18 protein-coding genes are annotated in these 18,296 nt (G+C 49.7%); all 18 read left to right on the top strand.

Features of this window, described 5'->3' with window-relative positions:
• The first annotated feature begins 81 nt into the window (after window positions 1–81).
• The 18 genes from BIT28_RS21505 to dsbD all read left to right on the top strand — a co-directional run bounded on the left by BIT28_RS21505 (window position 82) and on the right by dsbD (window position 18,216).
• The gene (locus BIT28_RS21505) at window positions 82–2,739 is read left to right on the top strand and encodes a phage tail protein (RefSeq protein WP_075766986.1); all 2,658 of its coding nucleotides are present in this window, start codon (window positions 82–84) and stop codon (window positions 2,737–2,739) included.
• Between the two features lie 63 nt (window positions 2,740–2,802).
• Window positions 2,803–2,988 carry a Flp family type IVb pilin gene (locus tag BIT28_RS21510; RefSeq protein WP_175577581.1) on the top strand — a complete coding sequence of 62 codons (186 nt, stop codon included), beginning with the start codon at window positions 2,803–2,805 and terminating at the stop codon, window positions 2,986–2,988.
• A 47-nt stretch (window positions 2,989–3,035) separates the two neighbouring features.
• A complete protein-coding gene (gene cpaB / locus BIT28_RS21515; RefSeq protein WP_075766987.1) occupies window positions 3,036–3,905 on the top strand; it encodes a Flp pilus assembly protein CpaB in 870 nt (289 codons plus the stop codon).
• The gene (locus BIT28_RS21520; protein ID WP_075766988.1) at window positions 3,898–5,313 is read left to right on the top strand and encodes a type II and III secretion system protein family protein; all 1,416 of its coding nucleotides are present in this window, start codon (window positions 3,898–3,900) and stop codon (window positions 5,311–5,313) included. The genes cpaB and BIT28_RS21520 overlap by 8 nt, the downstream gene beginning before the upstream one ends.
• Window positions 5,314–5,321: 8 nt before the next feature.
• Complete coding sequence (locus tag BIT28_RS21525; protein ID WP_075766989.1) at window positions 5,322–5,945, top strand: CpaD family pilus assembly lipoprotein; 624 nt, start codon at window positions 5,322–5,324, stop codon at window positions 5,943–5,945.
• 2 nt (window positions 5,946–5,947) lie between these two features.
• The gene (locus BIT28_RS21530; RefSeq protein WP_217696653.1) at window positions 5,948–6,775 is read left to right on the top strand and encodes a CpaE/TadZ family protein; all 828 of its coding nucleotides are present in this window, start codon (window positions 5,948–5,950) and stop codon (window positions 6,773–6,775) included.
• The gene (locus BIT28_RS21535; RefSeq protein ID WP_083652037.1) at window positions 6,775–8,133 is read left to right on the top strand and encodes a TadA family conjugal transfer-associated ATPase; all 1,359 of its coding nucleotides are present in this window, start codon (window positions 6,775–6,777) and stop codon (window positions 8,131–8,133) included. Before BIT28_RS21530 ends, BIT28_RS21535 begins: the two co-directional genes overlap by 1 nt.
• Window positions 8,133–9,062 (top strand): type II secretion system F family protein, encoded by a 930-nt coding sequence (locus tag BIT28_RS21540; protein ID WP_075766990.1) that lies wholly within the window; start codon window positions 8,133–8,135, stop codon window positions 9,060–9,062. Before BIT28_RS21535 ends, BIT28_RS21540 begins: the two co-directional genes overlap by 1 nt.
• The gene (locus BIT28_RS21545; protein ID WP_075766991.1) at window positions 9,062–9,928 is read left to right on the top strand and encodes a type II secretion system F family protein; all 867 of its coding nucleotides are present in this window, start codon (window positions 9,062–9,064) and stop codon (window positions 9,926–9,928) included. Before BIT28_RS21540 ends, BIT28_RS21545 begins: the two co-directional genes overlap by 1 nt.
• Window positions 9,925–10,710: a tetratricopeptide repeat protein gene (locus BIT28_RS21550; protein ID WP_083652039.1), complete on the top strand. Its 786-nt coding sequence runs from the start codon at window positions 9,925–9,927 to the stop codon at window positions 10,708–10,710. Before BIT28_RS21545 ends, BIT28_RS21550 begins: the two co-directional genes overlap by 4 nt.
• The gene (locus BIT28_RS21555; protein WP_075766992.1) at window positions 10,710–11,147 is read left to right on the top strand and encodes a TadE/TadG family type IV pilus assembly protein; all 438 of its coding nucleotides are present in this window, start codon (window positions 10,710–10,712) and stop codon (window positions 11,145–11,147) included. The genes BIT28_RS21550 and BIT28_RS21555 overlap by 1 nt, the downstream gene beginning before the upstream one ends.
• A complete protein-coding gene (tadF, locus tag BIT28_RS21560) occupies window positions 11,134–11,745 on the top strand; it encodes a tight adherence pilus pseudopilin TadF (protein ID WP_083652040.1) in 612 nt (203 codons plus the stop codon). Before BIT28_RS21555 ends, tadF begins: the two co-directional genes overlap by 14 nt.
• Window positions 11,738–12,988: a TadE/TadG family type IV pilus assembly protein gene (locus BIT28_RS21565; protein WP_075766993.1), complete on the top strand. Its 1,251-nt coding sequence runs from the start codon at window positions 11,738–11,740 to the stop codon at window positions 12,986–12,988. Before tadF ends, BIT28_RS21565 begins: the two co-directional genes overlap by 8 nt.
• 54 nt (window positions 12,989–13,042) lie before the next feature.
• On the top strand, window positions 13,043–13,507 hold the full coding sequence (locus BIT28_RS21570) for a TlpA family protein disulfide reductase (RefSeq protein WP_075766994.1): 465 nt from the start codon (window positions 13,043–13,045) through the stop codon (window positions 13,505–13,507).
• Window positions 13,508–13,902: 395 nt separating this feature from the next.
• Window positions 13,903–14,265, top strand: coding sequence for a DUF4266 domain-containing protein (locus tag BIT28_RS30415; protein ID WP_083652050.1), 363 nt, complete (start codon window positions 13,903–13,905; stop codon window positions 14,263–14,265).
• 18 nt (window positions 14,266–14,283) lie between these two features.
• On the top strand, window positions 14,284–15,510 hold the full coding sequence (locus BIT28_RS21580; protein ID WP_075766995.1) for a DUF3570 domain-containing protein: 1,227 nt from the start codon (window positions 14,284–14,286) through the stop codon (window positions 15,508–15,510).
• Window positions 15,500–16,381 (top strand): FAD:protein FMN transferase, encoded by an 882-nt coding sequence (locus BIT28_RS21585; RefSeq protein WP_075766996.1) that lies wholly within the window; start codon window positions 15,500–15,502, stop codon window positions 16,379–16,381. The genes BIT28_RS21580 and BIT28_RS21585 overlap by 11 nt, the downstream gene beginning before the upstream one ends.
• Window positions 16,378–18,216 (top strand): protein-disulfide reductase DsbD, encoded by a 1,839-nt coding sequence (dsbD, locus tag BIT28_RS21590; protein WP_083652042.1) that lies wholly within the window; start codon window positions 16,378–16,380, stop codon window positions 18,214–18,216. The genes BIT28_RS21585 and dsbD overlap by 4 nt, the downstream gene beginning before the upstream one ends.
• Window positions 18,217–18,296 lie beyond the last annotated feature (80 nt).

Here is an 18,296-nt window from a genome sequence, read left to right on the forward strand (position 1 = left end):
TTCCATTAGCATGCGTCAAAAAATTGCTTCTATCAATTTCACATATGAATGGTTTTAAACGGTTTTAGGAAGGTTAGTGGTATGGTGCTAGAAGGGAAAAAAACATCGTTTGCGCTCACAGTGATTGCAAGCTCATTATTGATTGGTTGTAACGGCTCAGGTTCGGATTCTAAGCTTGATTCTAAGCCGGGCAATTCAGCGGCGGCATCTGCGATCTCGGGGGTGGCGCTGGATGGCTATCTGAAAAATGCCAAAGTGTGTTTGGATCTAAACCATAACTTGACGTGTGATGAGAGTGACGGTGACGCGGTATGGACTGATAGCCAGGGTGCCTATTCCCTTGCTCGAACTGACGCTGATTTGTCCCAGTACAATGTATTGGTCGAAGCCATTGCCAATAAAACTGTCGACATGGATTTTCCGCAATCAGCTCTCCAGGAAGGTTTTTCGCTGAGTGCCCCAGCTACTTTGCCAGCTGTTGTAAGCCCGCTAACTACCTTAACCTCGGTGGTCGCAACCCAGCAAGATGTTGATTTCAAAGCAGCAAGAGACATGCTGGCAACTAGCCTCGGTATCGACAGCCAGCGATTGACTTCAGATTTCCTGGCAGGTGCACATGAACAGGACAAACAGCTTCATGCTTTGGCTCAGGGACTGACTTCTTTGATGCAGGAAGCGGAGAAGGCGGCGGCTTCTGACGGTGTGACTCAAAGTGATGCGCGTTCTGGTTCTCGCATTAAGTTGGCTTTGATTGATTTACCTGCGCTGAAAACAGAAACCGACAAACTGGTGGGTACAGTAAACAATACGCCGGTACATGTTCAGGAAACGATAAAAGACTTCATTTCCGATATGACAGTGTCACGTGATGATGTGGTTGGTAATACTGTTCAGGTACAGCCACAGGCACCTAAACAAGGCCAGCTAAACGTAGCTGCGCGTACCTTCGATTGGAATTGGGTAGGTATGCTGACTTCTGCTGCGCAGTATGAATACTCAACCGATGCCGGACAAACCTGGCAGCCAGTAACGGCCAAGCCGATTCATCTTGGGCTAAATGCCTATGCGGCGGGTGATATTCAGGTTCGTGTCACTGCTAATCTGGCCAAGAACATGAAAGCGGGCAAGGTGGTTAAAAATACCCAGCCGTTGACTGAATCACAAACCCCTGCAGCTCCAGCTTCTATCTCAGTAAATGATGCAACTAACCAGTTTGACTGGGATCTGGTAGCAGGTTACAACGATGCTAACAACTACGAATATTCTGTCGATGGCGGAAAAACCTGGCAGACAGCGACACACAAGCCAATCATTGTTGGTGATGTTGCGATTGCCGCCGGCGATCTGAAAGTCCGTGTCGCTGCTGATGATTCAGGCGCAGAGTCAAAACCTGCTGGCCGTGAAGTAGCATCGACAAAAGCATTTACCACCACGCCAGCACAGCCGGTAAAACCAACCATTACATCGGTGAGTGACGAAACAGACTCTGTCGATTGGGACTATGTCGCGGGCTTCACTCAGCACGGTTTGTATGAAGCAAGCCTGGATAATGGCAAAACGTGGAACGCAGTAACGGCAAAACCGCTTTCGGTGGGTAACGTCGACATTGATGCTGGTTGGGTGCAGCTACGTGTTGCGGCAAACTCGACCAACGGCATGCCTGCAGGCGAAGCTGCTCAGGTAACACAGGCGTTCACTGCACAAACAGGCAAGCCTGCAGCGCCGACTAATCTGCTTATTGATGATACCGCCAATACCATTGACTGGGATTTTGTTACTGGCTATGCAGATACTTCTTCCTATGAAATCTCACTGAAAGGAAACAGTGCCAACGCAGGTGACTGGACCCCGGCAGGTAACAAGCCTGCATCGGTTGGCGATCTGAACATTGCCAAAGGTGATGTTTGTCTGCGTGTTAAAGCCAATGTGAAAGATAGTAATGTTGCCGGTATCGCAGCTTGTTCGGATGCGTACTTTACCTCCAAGCCAGAAGCACCGACGGCGCCGGTTATCGATGATACCAACAACACATTTGGCTGGACGCTGGTGGCTGGATACCCTCAGTTAACAAGTTATGAAATCAAGGTTGAAACGGCTGACTGGAAAGCTGTTGGTCTAAATAACAACCCTTATCAGCTAGCTGATAAAGCGTATGAAGTCGGCAGTATTCAGGTTCGTGTTGGTGCGGATGCAGTAACAGGTCGCGTTGCCGGTGATGTTCTTGTCAATGATCAGGCGTACACTCAAAGTGCACCAGCTTCAGATTATACGCTGCTAACCGCTGCGGGTGTTGTAACCCAAAACCGTGCCGAAGCGGCTTGTGCAAGAGCAAAAGACGGTAAGGTGTGGCAGTTGTTTAATACTGCAGATGCTGGACAGCGCTTTAAAATCGGAAAGGACATTTATGCTGAACTTGATTCATTCTCTGTTTGTGGATTAACCACATGGAGGATGCCGACAACAGCTGAGCTGCAAGGTTTGTTCTCTGAAAACCCAGAACAACCTGAAGAAAAAATCTTTGATGCAAACATTTTTTCGCATATGGATGTTTCAGGAAGCAGTCTGAATAATGATAAGAGCTGTTACTTATCTTCCAATGACAGTACTGCAACTACTGGAAATAAGGACTGCCTAGATATATCTAATATTAAGAAGCCTAGAGTGACAGACGTTAAGGATCTTTGCACAATGTTCTGCTTTAGCGAGCCGAAGCCATTGTATCGATTCATCGCTCAATAATAGTTAAACCCAATGCAGCCAGCCTTGGGGCTGGCTGCTTTTTGCGTAAAAATGGAAATTAAAATGAAAATTAGAAATAACAAGAATAAACAGCGTGGTGCTGCTGCGATTGAATACGCTATTTTGGCTGCTGCAATGTCATTAATTATGCTGAACTTTTTAGGTGATGACGGTGATCTGACAAAGGCCATTAACGAAACCTACGAGGAAGTGATTAACAGACTCGAGAGCGTTCAGAATAAAGGTTAATTTTCCTTGGTATGGAAATAGTATTTCCAAAATAAATAGAATTAATAATGAAAGCAAAACGTTTAGTTTACTTATCTGTATTTATTTCGCTGGCCGGACTGGTTTGGTTATATCTTAACTTATCTCAGCCAAAAGCTGTGATTGCGGAACCACAAGCCGAGATCAAAACACTTGAGGTACTGGTGACCTCGGTACCGGTAAAAGCCGGTCGCCACTATAGCGCTTCATTGTTTGAATGGAAAACGGTCAATGAAAGCGAGGTAAGCCATCGTCTCGACTATATCGACAAGGCAATTTTCGATACAGCAAGGCTGACCGAAACGGTCGTGGCGGGTGATTATCCGGCAGGGCAGATCTTGAGTGTGTCCGACTTTTTGAACCCGGAATCGGGTGGTGTGCTGTCAGTCATGCTGCGCCCTGGCTATCGCGCTGTATCGGTGCCGGTTGATCAGGTCACGGCTAATTCAGGCCTTGTTGGGCCGGGTGACTATGTCGATGTCTTGTTGTTGGCCTCGAAAGAGCAGGAACTGCGTACTCGCGGCAATGAAACCCAAAGCCTGTATGTAAAAACCATTGCCCAGAATGTCAGGATATTAGCGTTTAATGACGCGGTTCAGGCCGACCGCTATATCGAAGCGCAGAAAAAATACAAAGGCTTTATTCCGGACAACAGTGCAGTGACGCTGGAAGTTTCACCAGTACAAGCGAATAAAGTCATTTTGGCGAACCAGTTAGGCACATTGTCAATGGTGCTGCGTAGCCAAAATAACTCGGAAACAGATATTGCCGATATTAAGCAAATTAATATTGATGATATTTTTCCTGACATCAAACAGGTTCAACCAGATATTGGGCTGGTGGAGTTTCGTGCCAAAGAAAAGCGCGTCATGAACAATGCAGGAACACAAGATGATTAATAAAATAATCGGCGGATTTATTCTGCTGTGCATGAGTTTTACCCTGCAGGCAAAAGTACTAAATGTGGTATTGGATAAAGCCAAACTGGTTAACTTGCCACATAATGCGAAATCAATCTTTATTTCCAGCAACGAAGTGGCTGACTACCAGGCATTAACCAATACCAAGATAATGGTATTTGGTAAAAAGGCCGGAGCGACATCGTTATATGTACTCGATGCCAACGAAAAGGTTATTTATTCGGCCACTGTGAAAGTTAGCCATAATGTGGTGGAACTAAATGAACTTGTTGCCAAAGAGTTTCCTGATGCACTAGTGAACGCCGAATCTACAGCTGGAAAGCTATTCCTGAAAGGTCAGGTACCGACGCCGACAATGGCTGAAAAGATTGTTCGTCTTGCAGAAGGCTATGTATCGCCTCAGCAAATGACAGTTACTCCGGCAGAAAGTGGGAAAAATCAGCAAAATAGCACTGAAAATTCTGCATCTGCCGAGCAGCCTGTCGCTCAGGAAAAAGACGAGCTAATCAACCAGCTTGTCGTGACAATGCCGACGCAGGTTAACCTGCGCATTCGCATTGCCGAGGTATCCCGTAAGGTTTCCAACAAGCTGGGAATCAAGTGGGGATCGCAAGGCACTGGGCTGGGAGCGGGTACCTTCGCCTTCCTGGATAACTATGGCGGGGTTCCGGGGGGCACAAACCCGGCATCATGGGCGGATCTGTCTGTTATCGTGGATGCATTGGCGACCAACGGCATGATGTCGGTACTGGCCGAGCCGAACCTGACTGCACTTAGCGGTGAGAGAGCGTCATTCCTCGTGGGTGGTGAAGTGCCTCTGCCTTTGGTGTATTCCGATAACGCCACGGTGGAATACAAGCCGTTTGGGGTTCGACTGGATTTCAAACCGACGGTATTGAGTGCGAATCGAATCAGCCTCCAGGTTGAGCCTGAAGTGAGCACGGTATCTACCGAAACCAATGTCCAAATTGGCGGCCCTCAGGGTAGCTCGTCTTTCCCGACATTTGTGACACGCAGAGCATCAACAACCATTGAACTGGCTAGCGGGCAAAGTTTTGCATTGGGTGGCCTTCTGCAGTCAAAAGAGATCGAACAGCTGCAAAAAACGCCTTTCATTGGTGATATTCCAATCCTTGGCAGCCTGTTCCGTTCCAATGAGTTCCAGCGTGAAGAAACCGAGCTGATCATCATCGCCACGGCCTATCTGGTACAGCCAACTCGTGCCGATACCTTACCGTTACCGACAGATGGCTTGATCCCATTGAGTGATGTCGAGCGTCTGCTGGGGGCGAAAAAACCAAAAACTCATTCAGAAACCGATAATGAAACTATTCGCTCTGATAACCGCCAGCCGCGTCTGCTGGGTGATAACGGATTCTATTACTGAGGTAATTTATGCGCATATTTTTGATGCTTTTTATCAGCGTACTGATAAGTGCGTGTGCCGGTGATCCAATCCAGCGCCAGCCAGAAATACAAGTCGAAGTAGTGACTCACAAGATGTCGGTTCAACTGCAAGGCAAAACCCTTAGCAGCAAGGATAAAGCAGCGGTGACTGACTTTATCTATCGACTGGGTAACCCATCGGCAATGCGGGTTCGTATTGATACCCACACCCGCCGAGGTGCCAAGGTTGTGCCGGATTTGAAGGTTCAACTGAAACAACAGGCTGTATATCCGTCTCAGGTCAATGCGCAATATGCGGCGTTGCCTGCATCGAAAGCGGACTTGACTTTAATTGTCGAGACTTACCGCAGTGTGGCTCAGCGTTGTCAGGCAGGAAAAGCGCCAACTACCATTGGCAATAGCTTCAAAAACTCCCCGAATTTTGGCTGTGCCAACGCCAATGCATTGGCGCAAATGGTAGCGAACCCACGTGACCTGATTGTCGGTGAATCCCTGGGGGCGACAGAAGGACGTAAAGCGGTATCGACGCTTGATAGCTACTACAACTCCGGCACGTACAAAACAAGTCCGACATCTCCGAAAGATGGCGTGATGGCAGGGCAGGGTAAGTAATCATGGACATGCAAAATACAACACATACTGGATCAGCTTTTCATCAACAGCAGCGTGGTAAGCGAATAGCGGTTGCCAGCGCGAAAGGCGGTGCAGGTACGACATCTTTGGTTGCCAATATTGCATGGGGCCTGGCAAAGCGTCCGGATGCGAATGTAGCCTGCGCCGATCTTGATTTCATTACCGGTGATCTGGACCTTCAGCTGTCCTTCAAATCCAACAATGCCCTGCTGGAAATGCTGCAATACCCTGAGCGTCTTGAGCCAGTGGTGTATGAACGTAGCGGCGTGAAGGTTACCGGAAACCTGTCCGCATTTACCGGTTATCAGGCCAAACTGGAGCAGGCATTTTGGCCTGAGCTGAATGAGTTTGAACACTTCTCTGCATTTTGTCAGCAGCAGGCTGCGTATTTGGTGTGGGATATTCCTGCATTTTGCTTAAGGGATCAGGTCGGCTTTGGTGCCCTGCGTTCCAGTGATATTCGAGTTGTCATTGTCGAACCGACACTGGCTTCGATTCGTCGTACCAACCTATTGTTGGCCGAGCTGGACAATACGGCCGGGCAACAAACGTTGCTTGTTCTGAACCATACCAAGCCTGAATCAGCATCTTTGATCACTGTAGAAGATGTGGCAAAAGCCGTCGGCAGAAAACCTGATGTTGAAATCCCTTACACGCCGGATCATATGGTTGCCAGTACAACGCTGGGTCAGTTGGCGATTGCACAGAAAAGCCGTGCGGCGAAGGCTTTGAATCAGCTTGTTGGCCTGATCCAGGGTGAGCAGGCAGGCAAGCGCTCCGGGTTGTTCGGTTGGCTTAAGGGGGCATAATGTTCGGACGCAAGACGAAGCCCCTTCATCGGGCGCAGCCGGATGACATGAGCGGTGTGGCGCAGCAATCGGCTGGAAGCAAGCACCAAAGCTACGACCATAACCATGATCGATTTACTGCGATCCACCAGGAAGTAATGGCGGCTATCGAGCCTGCCGTTGTGGTTCAGTTATCGCGAGAGGAGCTGGAAGCCCGTACGTTTGAAGCGGTTGGCGAAATTGTAAAGCGCCTGCAGTTTCCGATTGGTGACAACGAGCAGCAGCAAATCACACAGCGTCTGGTCGATGAACTGTTGGGGCTGGGGCCTATTCAGTGTCTGATGGATGATCCTGATGTCACCGATATTATGGTGAACGGTCATGATGAAGTCTTCATCGAGACACAGGGCAAAGTGAAGCGGGCCAATGTCTCCTTCCGTGACGAGGAGCATGTGCTGAATCTGGCTCGACGTATCGTGAGCCGGGTTGGCCGCCGTGTGGATGAAACCAATCCGATGGTGGATGCTCGCCTGCCTGACGGTAGCCGTGTGAATGTGTTGATCCCACCCTTGGCGCTTGATGGCACCTGCATTTCTATCCGTAAGTTCAGTGATCAGAAGCGTAGTCTGCATCAGCTTACCGAGATGGGGGCGATGTCGTCGGAGATGGCAACCTTGCTCGACATCATTGCCCGTACCCGGGTCAATGTGCTGATTTCAGGAGGAACCGGTGCAGGTAAAACAACCTTGCTCAATGCGATGTCGTTTGGCATTTCGCCGGAAGAGCGAATTATTACGATTGAAGATGCCGCCGAACTGAAACTGCAACAGCCGCACGTGGTGAGAGTAGAAACTCGCCCGGCGAATGCAGAAGGTACAGCTGCGATCGATCAGCGTAGTTTGCTGCGAAATGCCCTGCGTATGAGACCAGATCGTATCATTTTGGGTGAGGTGCGTGGTGCCGAGGCGTTTGACATGATGCAGGCGATGAACACCGGCCATGAAGGCTCCATGTGTACCTTGCACGCCAATTCGCCGACAGATGCGCTGATCCGTCTCGAAAATATGTTGTTGATGGCAGAAGCGCGTTTGCCGTTGTCGGCCATTCGCCGTCAGGTTGCCAGCACGCTGGATGTAGTCATTCAGATCGAGCGAATGCGTGATGGTCGTCGTCGCGTGGTCAATATTGCTGAAATCGTTGGTCTTGAAGGCGAGCAATACCTTACTCATGACTTGTTCCGCTTCAATTATGAAGATCAGGATGCTCAGGGGAATCTGCTTGGCCAGTTTGTGTCGGCGAAAACCTTGCCGAGATTTGGCCATAAAGCGCGTTATTACCAGCTTGAAACCCAGCTCAAGCGTGTGATGGGAGTGCAGTAATGCAGAGCCTGATCCTGATGCTGATTCTTGCTGCTGTTTTTTCGCTAAGTAGCTTAAAGGCACTGCAATTGCTGCGTAGCCGCCGACAGGTTAAGCGCCGTCTTGAATTGGTGACGGTCAATGCAGCACAGAGCCGTGAAAAGAAGGCGCTGTTTGATTGGGAGCAAGGTACTGGCCCGCTTCTGACTCGCTGGTATCGCGTACAGTCCCGAATCGATGCCTTGTTTGGTCGCAAGGGCAAACTATGGTTGTTGCTCGGCCTGGTTACTCTTGCTCTGGCGGTATGGTTTGCCGGTACTTTTTTACCCTTGGTTGTTCGTGCAGTAAGTACCGCTGGGGCTGTCGTAGTTGCGGCCTTGGCATCGTACTGGGTGATGCGGATCCGTCAGCGGAAAGAGTTCGAAGAAGCCTTTCCACAGGTACTGGGACAAATTTCCCGCGCCGTCGCTGCCGGTATTTCGGTGCCCCAGGCTATTGCTCAGGTTGCTGATTATCAGAAGGGAATGTTGGGCCATGAATTTGTGTTGATTCGCGATCAGCTGGAAATTGGTATCAGCCTGAAACAGGCACTTCGGGAAGCCAGCTACCGCCTGCCGTACTCTGGTTTTCACTTTTTCGTGGTGGCTTTGGTGCTCAACGAAGAAAACGGTGGCCAGCTACGTGAGGTGCTTCATGGCCTTAGTCGTACCTTGCACGACAACGTTGCCATCAAGATGAAAATCAAGAGCCTGACGGCAGAGCCAAGAATGACTGCGATGATTTTGGCTTCTCTGCCGGTATTGCTGATCAGCATTATGTTTTTCAAAAATCCAACCGCTTTTCTTAACCTGACTAATACCGATACCGGGCAGTTCGTGCTGGCCTATGTGGTCGGCAGCATGGCGTTGGGGCTGGGAATTATTCATATGCTAACCAAGGTGAGGTCCTGATGTCTGTCTCTCTATGGATAGCTGTGGCCTTGTTGGTCACAGGTGGTTGCATGGCTTTGTTGTTCAATGCCAGAGCTCAGCGTCGTGATCGCGTGGTTGAGCGACTGGGGTTGGTTTCTCATCATTTCCGTCTGGCCCGGCACCATTCATTACCCGGTTTGCCAACGTTTTCGGTGAGCCGTGATGTAAAGGTACTCCTTGGTAAAGCGGGTTTTCATTCGCCGCAGGCTGCCAGTTGGTTCGTTGTTGTCAAGCTGTTTGTCATGGCGTCGAGCATGATGGTCTGGTTGGCCTATATCGACTTTGAGCTAGGCAGTATCCAACTGGCTAAAGGCCTTGTGTTTGCAATTGCCAGCGGTCTGTTGGTTGAGCAGTGGTTGAAGTGGCGGGCTCATGAAGTGAGTCAGCGGATCGCCCATGCTGTGCCTGATGCGCTTGATCTGATGGTGGTCTGTGTTGAGTCAGGGCTGACGCTGGAAGCGATCTTCGGCCGGGTTGGCAAGGGAATGGCGCAGGTGGCACCTGAGCTATCACGTGAATGGCTGATCACCGAGGCTGAACTGCGGGTACTGGACTCGCGTCTGGAGGCACTTGAAAACTTAACCAAAAGAACCGGCATTGTCGAAATTGAAAATATTGTGATTGCCCTGTCACAGGCAGAAAAGTACGGCAGCCCGATTGCATCGACCATGCGCCTGATTGCCGCTGACAGCCGTCAGTATCAATATCTGAAGCTTGAAGAACGTGTCGGAAAAATCCCGGCCAAAATGTCGATGCCGGTTGTGGTGCTGATCATGCTGCCGGTTGTGGTGCTGATTGTTGCGCCGACTATTATTGCGCTACTTGAGAGTCTGGGGACACTATGACGCAACAACTAACACGCTTGAGCCTGTTCATTGTCGCAATGTTGGTACTCACTGGCGCTCTGACAGGATGCGCCAGCCAATCTTCTGCGCAATCTGAAGAACAAGCAGCCCGATTGAAAAGTGATCGCGAACTGGCAGAAGTGGCTTTGGTCGGCGGTCGTCCCGATAGTGCTATTGAGATTTACCGCCAGCAACTGGAAAACCGACCTGATGATGTTGAATTGCTCTATTTGCTTGGAGTGGCTTACAACCAGACCGGTGAGTTTGAACTGGCGCTGCACTTTCTGAATAAGGCGAAAGTGCAAGATCAAGCGGCAGAGCAGCAGGTTCGTGGTGATATCTTGCGTGAACTGGGCCGGGCGAAACTGGCTATGGGCGATATCCGTCAGGCGCAGCTTGATTTGGAGTCAGCCGCGAAGCAGCTTCCACAAAGTGCCGAAACCATGAACAGTCTCGGGGTGAGTTATGCCCTGCAGCAAGAGTACAGTATGGCCCGCGAGGCATTCATCGCTGCCTTGGCGGTAGAGCCGGGAAGCCTTGAGTATCGCAACAACCTTGCGCTGGGGTGGATCCTGGCCGATCACCCGCAAAAAGGGATCGATATTCTGTATCCGAGCTACCTTCGTGGCAACAGTACCACCAAGACGCGTCAGAATCTTGCGCTGGCTTTCGCGATGAAAGGGGATATCGAGGCGGCGAAGACCATTGCCAAGCAGGACTTGACTCATGCTGAGCTTGAGAAAAACCTCGCTTATTACCAGCAGTGGGAGCAGACGTTGTGATGGCTCGTCAGCAGGGAAATATAACTATAGAGTTTGCTGTTACCTTCCTGCCTTTTTTCGTCATGGTGCTGGTGGTGATTGAAACTTGCCGTTTCATGATGACCGGCAACATGCTGGATGTCGCCCTTGCGACAGCAACTCGCAAGACTGTTCACGTTAACGATCATGAGAATGTTGTCAGGTCGATGGAGGCCGTTCTGGCTAAACAAGATTTTCCGATGGCAGATGGCAGCCGTCTCCAGATTGAAGCGACGTATTACGATTCGCTGGAGGCGCTGAAAAATAATGTGGGCTCATCGACCTATACTCGACAGCCATTTGCCGAGTACAGGGTGAGCTATCCCTATCAGGTGTTGTTTATCGACGGTTGGGCTGAAGGCTTTGATCGTTTGACGACGTTTGAGCGAAAGATCTTGGTGGCTCATGAAAGAAGTTAAAACCATGCCCACTCGTTCAACGGCTTCCTTGGGTAAACAGCGTGGCAGCAGTGTGATTGAGTTGCCTGTGATTGCACTCATTTTGATGGCACTGGTTGTGTTTGCGGTAAAAATCGGCCACGGTTTGAGCCTGAAAACCAAGCTGGATCAGCTTGCCTACTCACTGACATCTGTTGTGGCCAGTGAACGTCTAGAGTTCGACCTGTCCGGCTCTGCTGGCATCATCACGCCTCAGATTGCTGATGCTTTGCGTGTTGTTGCCGAACGACACTTTCACTCTGGTGCGAATTCGTCCTCAGTAGAAGTCGGTATTCAGTTGGAGCAGTTAAAACAGGGCAGTGCCGGTGCTTTGTATTTTTCAGAAAGAGCCGGTGCATCTTGTCAGGCTCAACAGAAGCTAACTCAATTAGCCTCATTGGCACCGGTTGGCACGGTTTCGGGTTTGAACAATGGCCTCCGTCCGGATTTGTTTCAGGTGTCAGTATGCCTGACATCGCTGCCGTCGCTGACGGGAAGTGTTTATCCGGTTTTCGTTCGAGACTTTGCCGAACGCTATTACAACAGTTCGGCAGTATTGATCGGGAGGCAGTATGACTAGTCGCCTTGGTAGACGCGCGGAATTTTTTGTGCTTTCGAAGCAGCGTGGTGCCATCTCGTTGACGTTTGTGATGTTGTTGCCCGTTATGTTGATAATGCTTGCAGCAATGACAGCATTTTCAATGTATGTGCAGTCGGCACTTCGTGTGAGTCAGGCTTCTGATGCGGCCTCGCTGGCTTGTGCATACAGCCAGCGGGCGGATCAGACAGTAATTCAGGGTTTGCTTGATTACTATCGCCCGAACTTTGTACCAACAGCGCTGCACCGCAAGAGCCAGTTAACAATAGATAAACGTTGTAATGTGGCGGCAGGTTATGCCTTTAAACCGGTTTTGGCTCCTTTAATGTCTGCCGAGAATAACCATGAATTAAGCTCAAATAGTACGGCGAAAGCTAGGTTGATAACGGGTACAAGTATTAATCCTATTGATTTTGCTCTATCGCTAGATATTTCCGATTCAATGACAACTCAGATTAAGCTCCCTCGATTAAAAGAAATTATTAAGATGGCAATAGAGGAGGTATCTTACGCGGCTTCAATAGGTACTGTTCGATTTTCGATGGTAACTTTCCAAAAACAGGTGGGCTTTAAAGATGCACCTTGGTTGCCTGAATCCAAGGGTAAAGTCGTTTGTGTCGATGGTCTGCCATATTTTCGACCAGGTTATCCGGGATACGGTTTTGATGTTGACAAAACCATTGCTGAGTTAGGCATGCCAGCGTCAAGTGTGACAAAAAGACTTTCGCCGCCAACCGAAATTGCTTGGCGTCCCACGTGCTCTTCTAGCGAGCCTATGCTTCCTTTGACCTCTGATCTTAATCTTATTAAGGATAGAGTCGATAACTTTGTTGCAACAGGTCGTTCAAATGTGTTTCAAGGCTTATATTGGGGCGGGCGCTCTTTGATCCCGCAATGGCAACGTGATTGGCATATTGAACCTGTAACCGCTCCCGGTCTAATGCAGCGTTTAGTTGTGTTCACCGATGGTGGTATAGAACATAGTCACGATCAGATGATTGCTGATTATCATGTTCCAATATGTCAGGCGTTCGAGGATAAGTTTGATATAGAAATTGTATTTGTTGGATTCCAAATACCCGATGGAAATATTGAACAAATAAAAAGGTGTGCGGGCAGTGAAGACGCAGTTTATAACGCACAAGATGAAGCTCAGCTAGAAGCTTATTTTAGACAAGCTTTAAAAGTAGAAAGCAAAGGAATGAAGCTGATACTTGAAAATTAATTTGAATTTAAATGTAAAGCAAAACTATTCCTATTTTTAAAATCAGAGGTGTTTATGTTTAAAAAATGGTTGGTTGCTTTGGCAATCTTGCTTTCGGCAAATGCTCAGGCCTACCAGCAAGGCGATTCGTTGTCGCCATTTGCTCAACAACAATTAGGGCTAAACCCGGAAGCCGTGACGATTATCGATTTCTTTGCCGAGTGGTGTGTGTCATGCCGTGAAGAGCTTCCTGAAGTTAACCAGCTAGCTCAGCAGCTTGATGCCAGCCAGGTGACGGTATTGGGCGTCGATGTCGATGAAGACGTCGAAGTGGCCAAGGCTTTTCAGCAGGAGCTAGGGCTGACATTTCCTGTTGTTAACGATCCTGAGCAAACTCTGGTGGAAGATTTCCAGCCGATCGGCATGCCTGCACTTTACTACGTGTATCAAGGCAAGGTGTTGAAGGTTCGATACGGCGCCATCAACCATATCGGCCAGGTCATCATGGATGATCTTAAGGAACTAGGACTGGCGCTATGATCAAGCAATCCTGTTACGTATTGGCGATAGGAACCGCGGCAATGGCCTGCATGAATATCCATGCGGCTGATGCTGAATCTTCTTTGTATCAACAGTCTGAGTCGGTGTCATCGACGGTATATAGCAGCCAGGAATATGGCGTCGGACTGCGCCGGAATATTGAGCTGGTGAAACCATCAGCGGATACGTTGACGTTAGAACCTGTGACCAAGCCTGTAGTAGCGGCTGCTACGCCGAAATCTATACCAAAGTCTACATCGAAGCTTACACCGAAACCTCTACCAAAAACGACACCGAGTTCACCGGTAGCTAAACTCAAGCCGCCTGTTGAACAAGTTGTGGTTGCGAGCAAACCTAAGCCTAAAACAGCGTTGCCGGTTGTTAAAGCCGAGCCAATGTTTGCCCCGGCTGCTGCGGCAAGCACTCCAATAGTGGCATTGCCTGCCGCCAAGTCAAAGGTGCCTGTTGAGCCAGTGATTGCGGCAACTAAACCGCAACCCAAGAAAATTGCGCCGATCGTCAAGGCATCAGCTAAATCCAAGGCGAAAGAAGAGGATGAGTCGCTGCTGTCATTCATAGATGACTGGCTGGGCATTAAGCCGGTTAAGCCATGGCAAAAAGGCACACTGGCGAAAAAAGAAATGAAACCCGGTGGTGTGGTGCCTGAGTTTGATGTGTTTTCAGAAAAAGTATTTTCATACAAGCAGGGATCTGTCGGCGGCAATGGTGTCGGCGGCGGTGGTTGTGGCTGTAACTAATAATAAGCAAGAAAAATAATGAAGAAAAAATTACCTTTGACGCTGCTTGGGACTGTTGCGATGGCAGGCTCGGCAGCGGCTGCTGACCATATTTCGGTCCATCACATGAACTTCGAAGAGTATGGCGATAAAGTCAAGGCTGCCGATAACATAGTCTCTTTTGAGAAGAATTTCGGGCTGGACTGGACTCTGAATGGCGAAGTTGGTTATGACTCAGTTTCCGGCGCTTCTCCGGCCTGGGGACCGACTACACCGAGTGCCGGGAACGAGGACTTGATCGAGCGTAATCGCCGGACGGAAGCGGCGCAGGCAGCAACAACCGAAGTCATTAGGGCTGGTTATGATCCTTATCGGGATGCCTATGCAATTCAGCCTTTTGAGCTTGAAGATAAGCGTAAATCCGCAGCAGCAAGCCTGACCTACCGAGACAGCAAGCGTAACGAGTGGACATTCGGTGCCAACTTCTCAACGGAAGAAGACTATGAAAGCGTCGGTACTAATGCCCAGGTGCTTTTCTATGCCGATAGCCGGAAAAACCGTTCCTATACATTAGGCGGCTCTGTACTGTTTGATAAAACGCTGGCCTTTCAGGAATACAGCAATTTTCGCAATACACAGGAATGGGAAGATATCTTTACCGGTAGCTTTGAAGCGGGATTATCTCAGGTCTTTACGCCGAACTTTTACACCACCTTTACCCTGTATTCAGGCTATCGAAGCGGTTATCTGAGCAATCATTACCTGACGGTTTTGCGAGAGGTCGATATTAACGGTGACGGTCAAATCGGTGATGATGAAGTCTTCCTTGGTCAGGATTCCCGCCCGGATACCCGGCTTTCCGGCGGGTTAAACGTGCAGGCATTTTATAATGTCAATTCGCGCATTGTTGTGCGCCCGCGTTATAAGTTTTTCGTTGATGACTGGGGAGTCAGCTCCCATCAGATCGGCGGCAAGATGAACATCAAGATCACTGAGTGGCTGACCTTGGCACCGGGATACTTTTGGTATAACCAGCAAGGATCCGACTTCTACCGCGATCCGTCCGAGAAGGATCCGACATTTGCCGCTTCGGGCTATGCGACCTCGGATCTTCGCTTGGGTGATTTTACTGCCAATGCCTATGAGCTTGGCCTAAGCCTCAAAGTCTCTTCGCAGTGGCGCCTAAATGCACTTGCCGCCTATTACGAGCAGAGTAATGGCTATGAGAGCCGCTGGTGGGTACTGGGTGCAACCTATGAGTACTAACCAGCCTTTTAGTCACCGTTTTATGGCGATGACAGTACCCTGTGAAGTGATGATTTTTGCGCCGGAACCGGCGCAAATCGCGCAGGTCATTGAAGTCAATACCCGCCGTTTGGAAAGTAAGTTCAACTTCTACGATTCTGATTCAGTGCTGTCTGTCCAGATCAATCAACGCAAGGCTGATAGCGTTGAAATTGATGACGAGATGTTGAAGGTGCTCACTAAGGTTCGTGAACACAGCATCGCGACCAATGGCATCTTTGATATCACGATCGGAACCGTGAAGGCTTTTCAGCAGCCAGGCGGTTCAGTAAGCCGGGAAAAGGCCTACCAATTTGCCCAACCTTATATGGGACTATCATCCTGGAGCCTGGAAGAGAGCAAGCTTAACTTTGCCTGTTCACAAACCCGTATCGACTTGGGTGGGGTGATAAAGGAAGTGGCTGTTGATCAGGCTATCGACATTGCGACTAAGCATAATGCGAGCGGTGTACTGATCAACTTTGGTGGTGATATTCGCGTATCAGGCGTAAAGCCTGATGGCAGTGACTTTGTTGTGGCCGTGCTCAATCCCAAAGACCCGTCACGGCCAATTTTCGCCCTACCGTTGCGGGATCAGGCCCTGACGACCTCGGCGCACTATGCCCGACGCTATCAGTTCAGTGATCAGGAAACATCACATATTCTTTCTGAGCAAGGAACACACCGTCGCATTCTGTCGTCGACAGTGGTGGCTGAAACCGCCCTTCAGGCCGGTATTTTCAGTACTTCGCTGACGATTGATCCAAGAATATCAGCGCCAGAATCAGTGGGTTTCGCATTGGTCGATGACCAGCTTACCGTTCACCAAGACATAGAATTTCTAAATCAATGAAGCATATTTCCCAATTGATCCCGCGAGCTTTTCGGTTGTTTGCGGGAATAGTATTTGCCTTGTGCATGAGCTTCGCCGTGCAGGCTGGCGAAGAGAAATCCTTCCTGCCCGTTGAACAGGCTTTTCCCTTTTCATATCAGCTTGTCTCTGGTGCTGACACTGGTGCTGATGCTAGTGTAGATGGAACGGCACTGAAAGTAACCTTCGATACAGAAGAGGGCTACTATCTTTATCACAAACGCTTTTCGTTTAAGACCAATAGCGATTCGCTGGTAATGGGGGAGCCTCGCTACTCAATTGCCGCCGAGCAAAAACAGGATCCCAATTTTGGCGATGTAAAAGTGTATCATCGCCCGCTGACCATTACCGTGCCATATACGGGGCAGGGGGAAGCCAAAATCAGGTTTCAGGGCTGTGCTGATGACGGCTTGTGTTACCTGCCTCAGACTAAGAAGCTTGATTTGGCAGCGGCTCAATCTGTTGAGCCGTCAAAACCTGCTTTAGTATCACTGAATTCCTCATTGGCAAGCGATACACAGGGGCTTTCTGAGCTATTGAAAAATGCCAGCCTGCTACAGGCGCTGGGTCTGTTTTTCCTTCTGGGGCTGGGTCTGTCACTAACGCCTTGTGTACTGCCAATGATCCCGATCCTGTCCAGTATTATTGGTGGTCAGGGTGAAGGCATGACAGGCTGGAAAGGCTTTCGTATTTCGCTGGCCTATGTCTTGGGGATGGCGACCAGTTATGCCTTGGCGGGTGTTTTGACTGCCTCGTTGGGGCAGGGGCTTAACCTGCAGGTCGCGATGCAGCAGACCTGGGTACTGACCTTGTTTGCAGCCTTGTTCGTGTTGCTCGCCCTGTCGATGTTCGGTTTTTACGAGCTGCAGCTGCCTTCGCGTATTCAGGTTGCGCTTAACAGTCAGTCTCAGCGATTGACTGGCGGCAAGGTGATCACCGTATTTGTTATGGGGGCCGTGTCTGCACTGGTGGTATCGCCGTGTATTTCGGCACCGCTGGCAGGCGCACTCCTGTATGTATCTACGACGCAGGACTGGGTCCTCGGAGGAGCGACACTCTTTACGCTTGCGCTTGGGATGGGCGTGCCTTTGGTGGTAATTGGTACCTCGGGCGGTAAGTTCCTGCCAAGAAGCGGGCCATGGATGATCAAGGTGAAGCAGTGCTTCGGTGTGATGCTGCTGGCGGTTGCCATTTTGCTGGTGAGTCGCTTTGCAGCTCCTTGGGCAACGCTTGGACTTTGGGCATTGCTTCTGATTGGTAGCGCGATTCACTTTGGGGCGCTGGAAGCGGCGCAAAGTGGCTTCCAGCGAACCACCAAGTCTCTGTCCTTTATCTCGTTGGTATATGGCGTGATCCTGCTGGTGGGTATGCTGACCGGAGCGGATGATCCACTTGATCCGCTAGGCCCATTAAGTCGGGGTGTTCCGGCACCTCAAGCGGCTCCTGCAAGCCTGTTCGCCAAAGTCACTGCTGTCGCAGAGCTGGAACGCGGCATAGAGAACTTGGATCGTCGACAATCGGTCACCATGGTCGATCTTTATGCTGACTGGTGCGCGTCATGTAAAGTCATGGACAAGAACGTCTTTCAAGACAGTGAAGTGATGGCGAAGATGGCGAACTTTAATAGCCTGAAGTTTGATGTGACAGCCAATACCGACGAGCAGGCTGCATGGTTATCTGCCAGAGACTTATTCGGCCCTCCGGGAATCCTGTTCTTCGATAGCCAAGGTAACGAGATTAAAACACTCAGAGTGATTGGCGAGCTTGATAAACAGCAGTTCCTGGCTCACATCGCTAAAATCCGTCAACAGGGTTAAATGCAATAAGTCATTTATATAAGTGCTAAAAATGATACAAGCCTAGTCACATTGCATTGTGGCTAGGCTTGTTTGTTTTT

The sequence above is a fragment of the Photobacterium proteolyticum genome, assembly GCF_001939735.1.
Taxonomy (GTDB): domain Bacteria; phylum Pseudomonadota; class Gammaproteobacteria; order Enterobacterales; family Vibrionaceae; genus Photobacterium; species Photobacterium proteolyticum.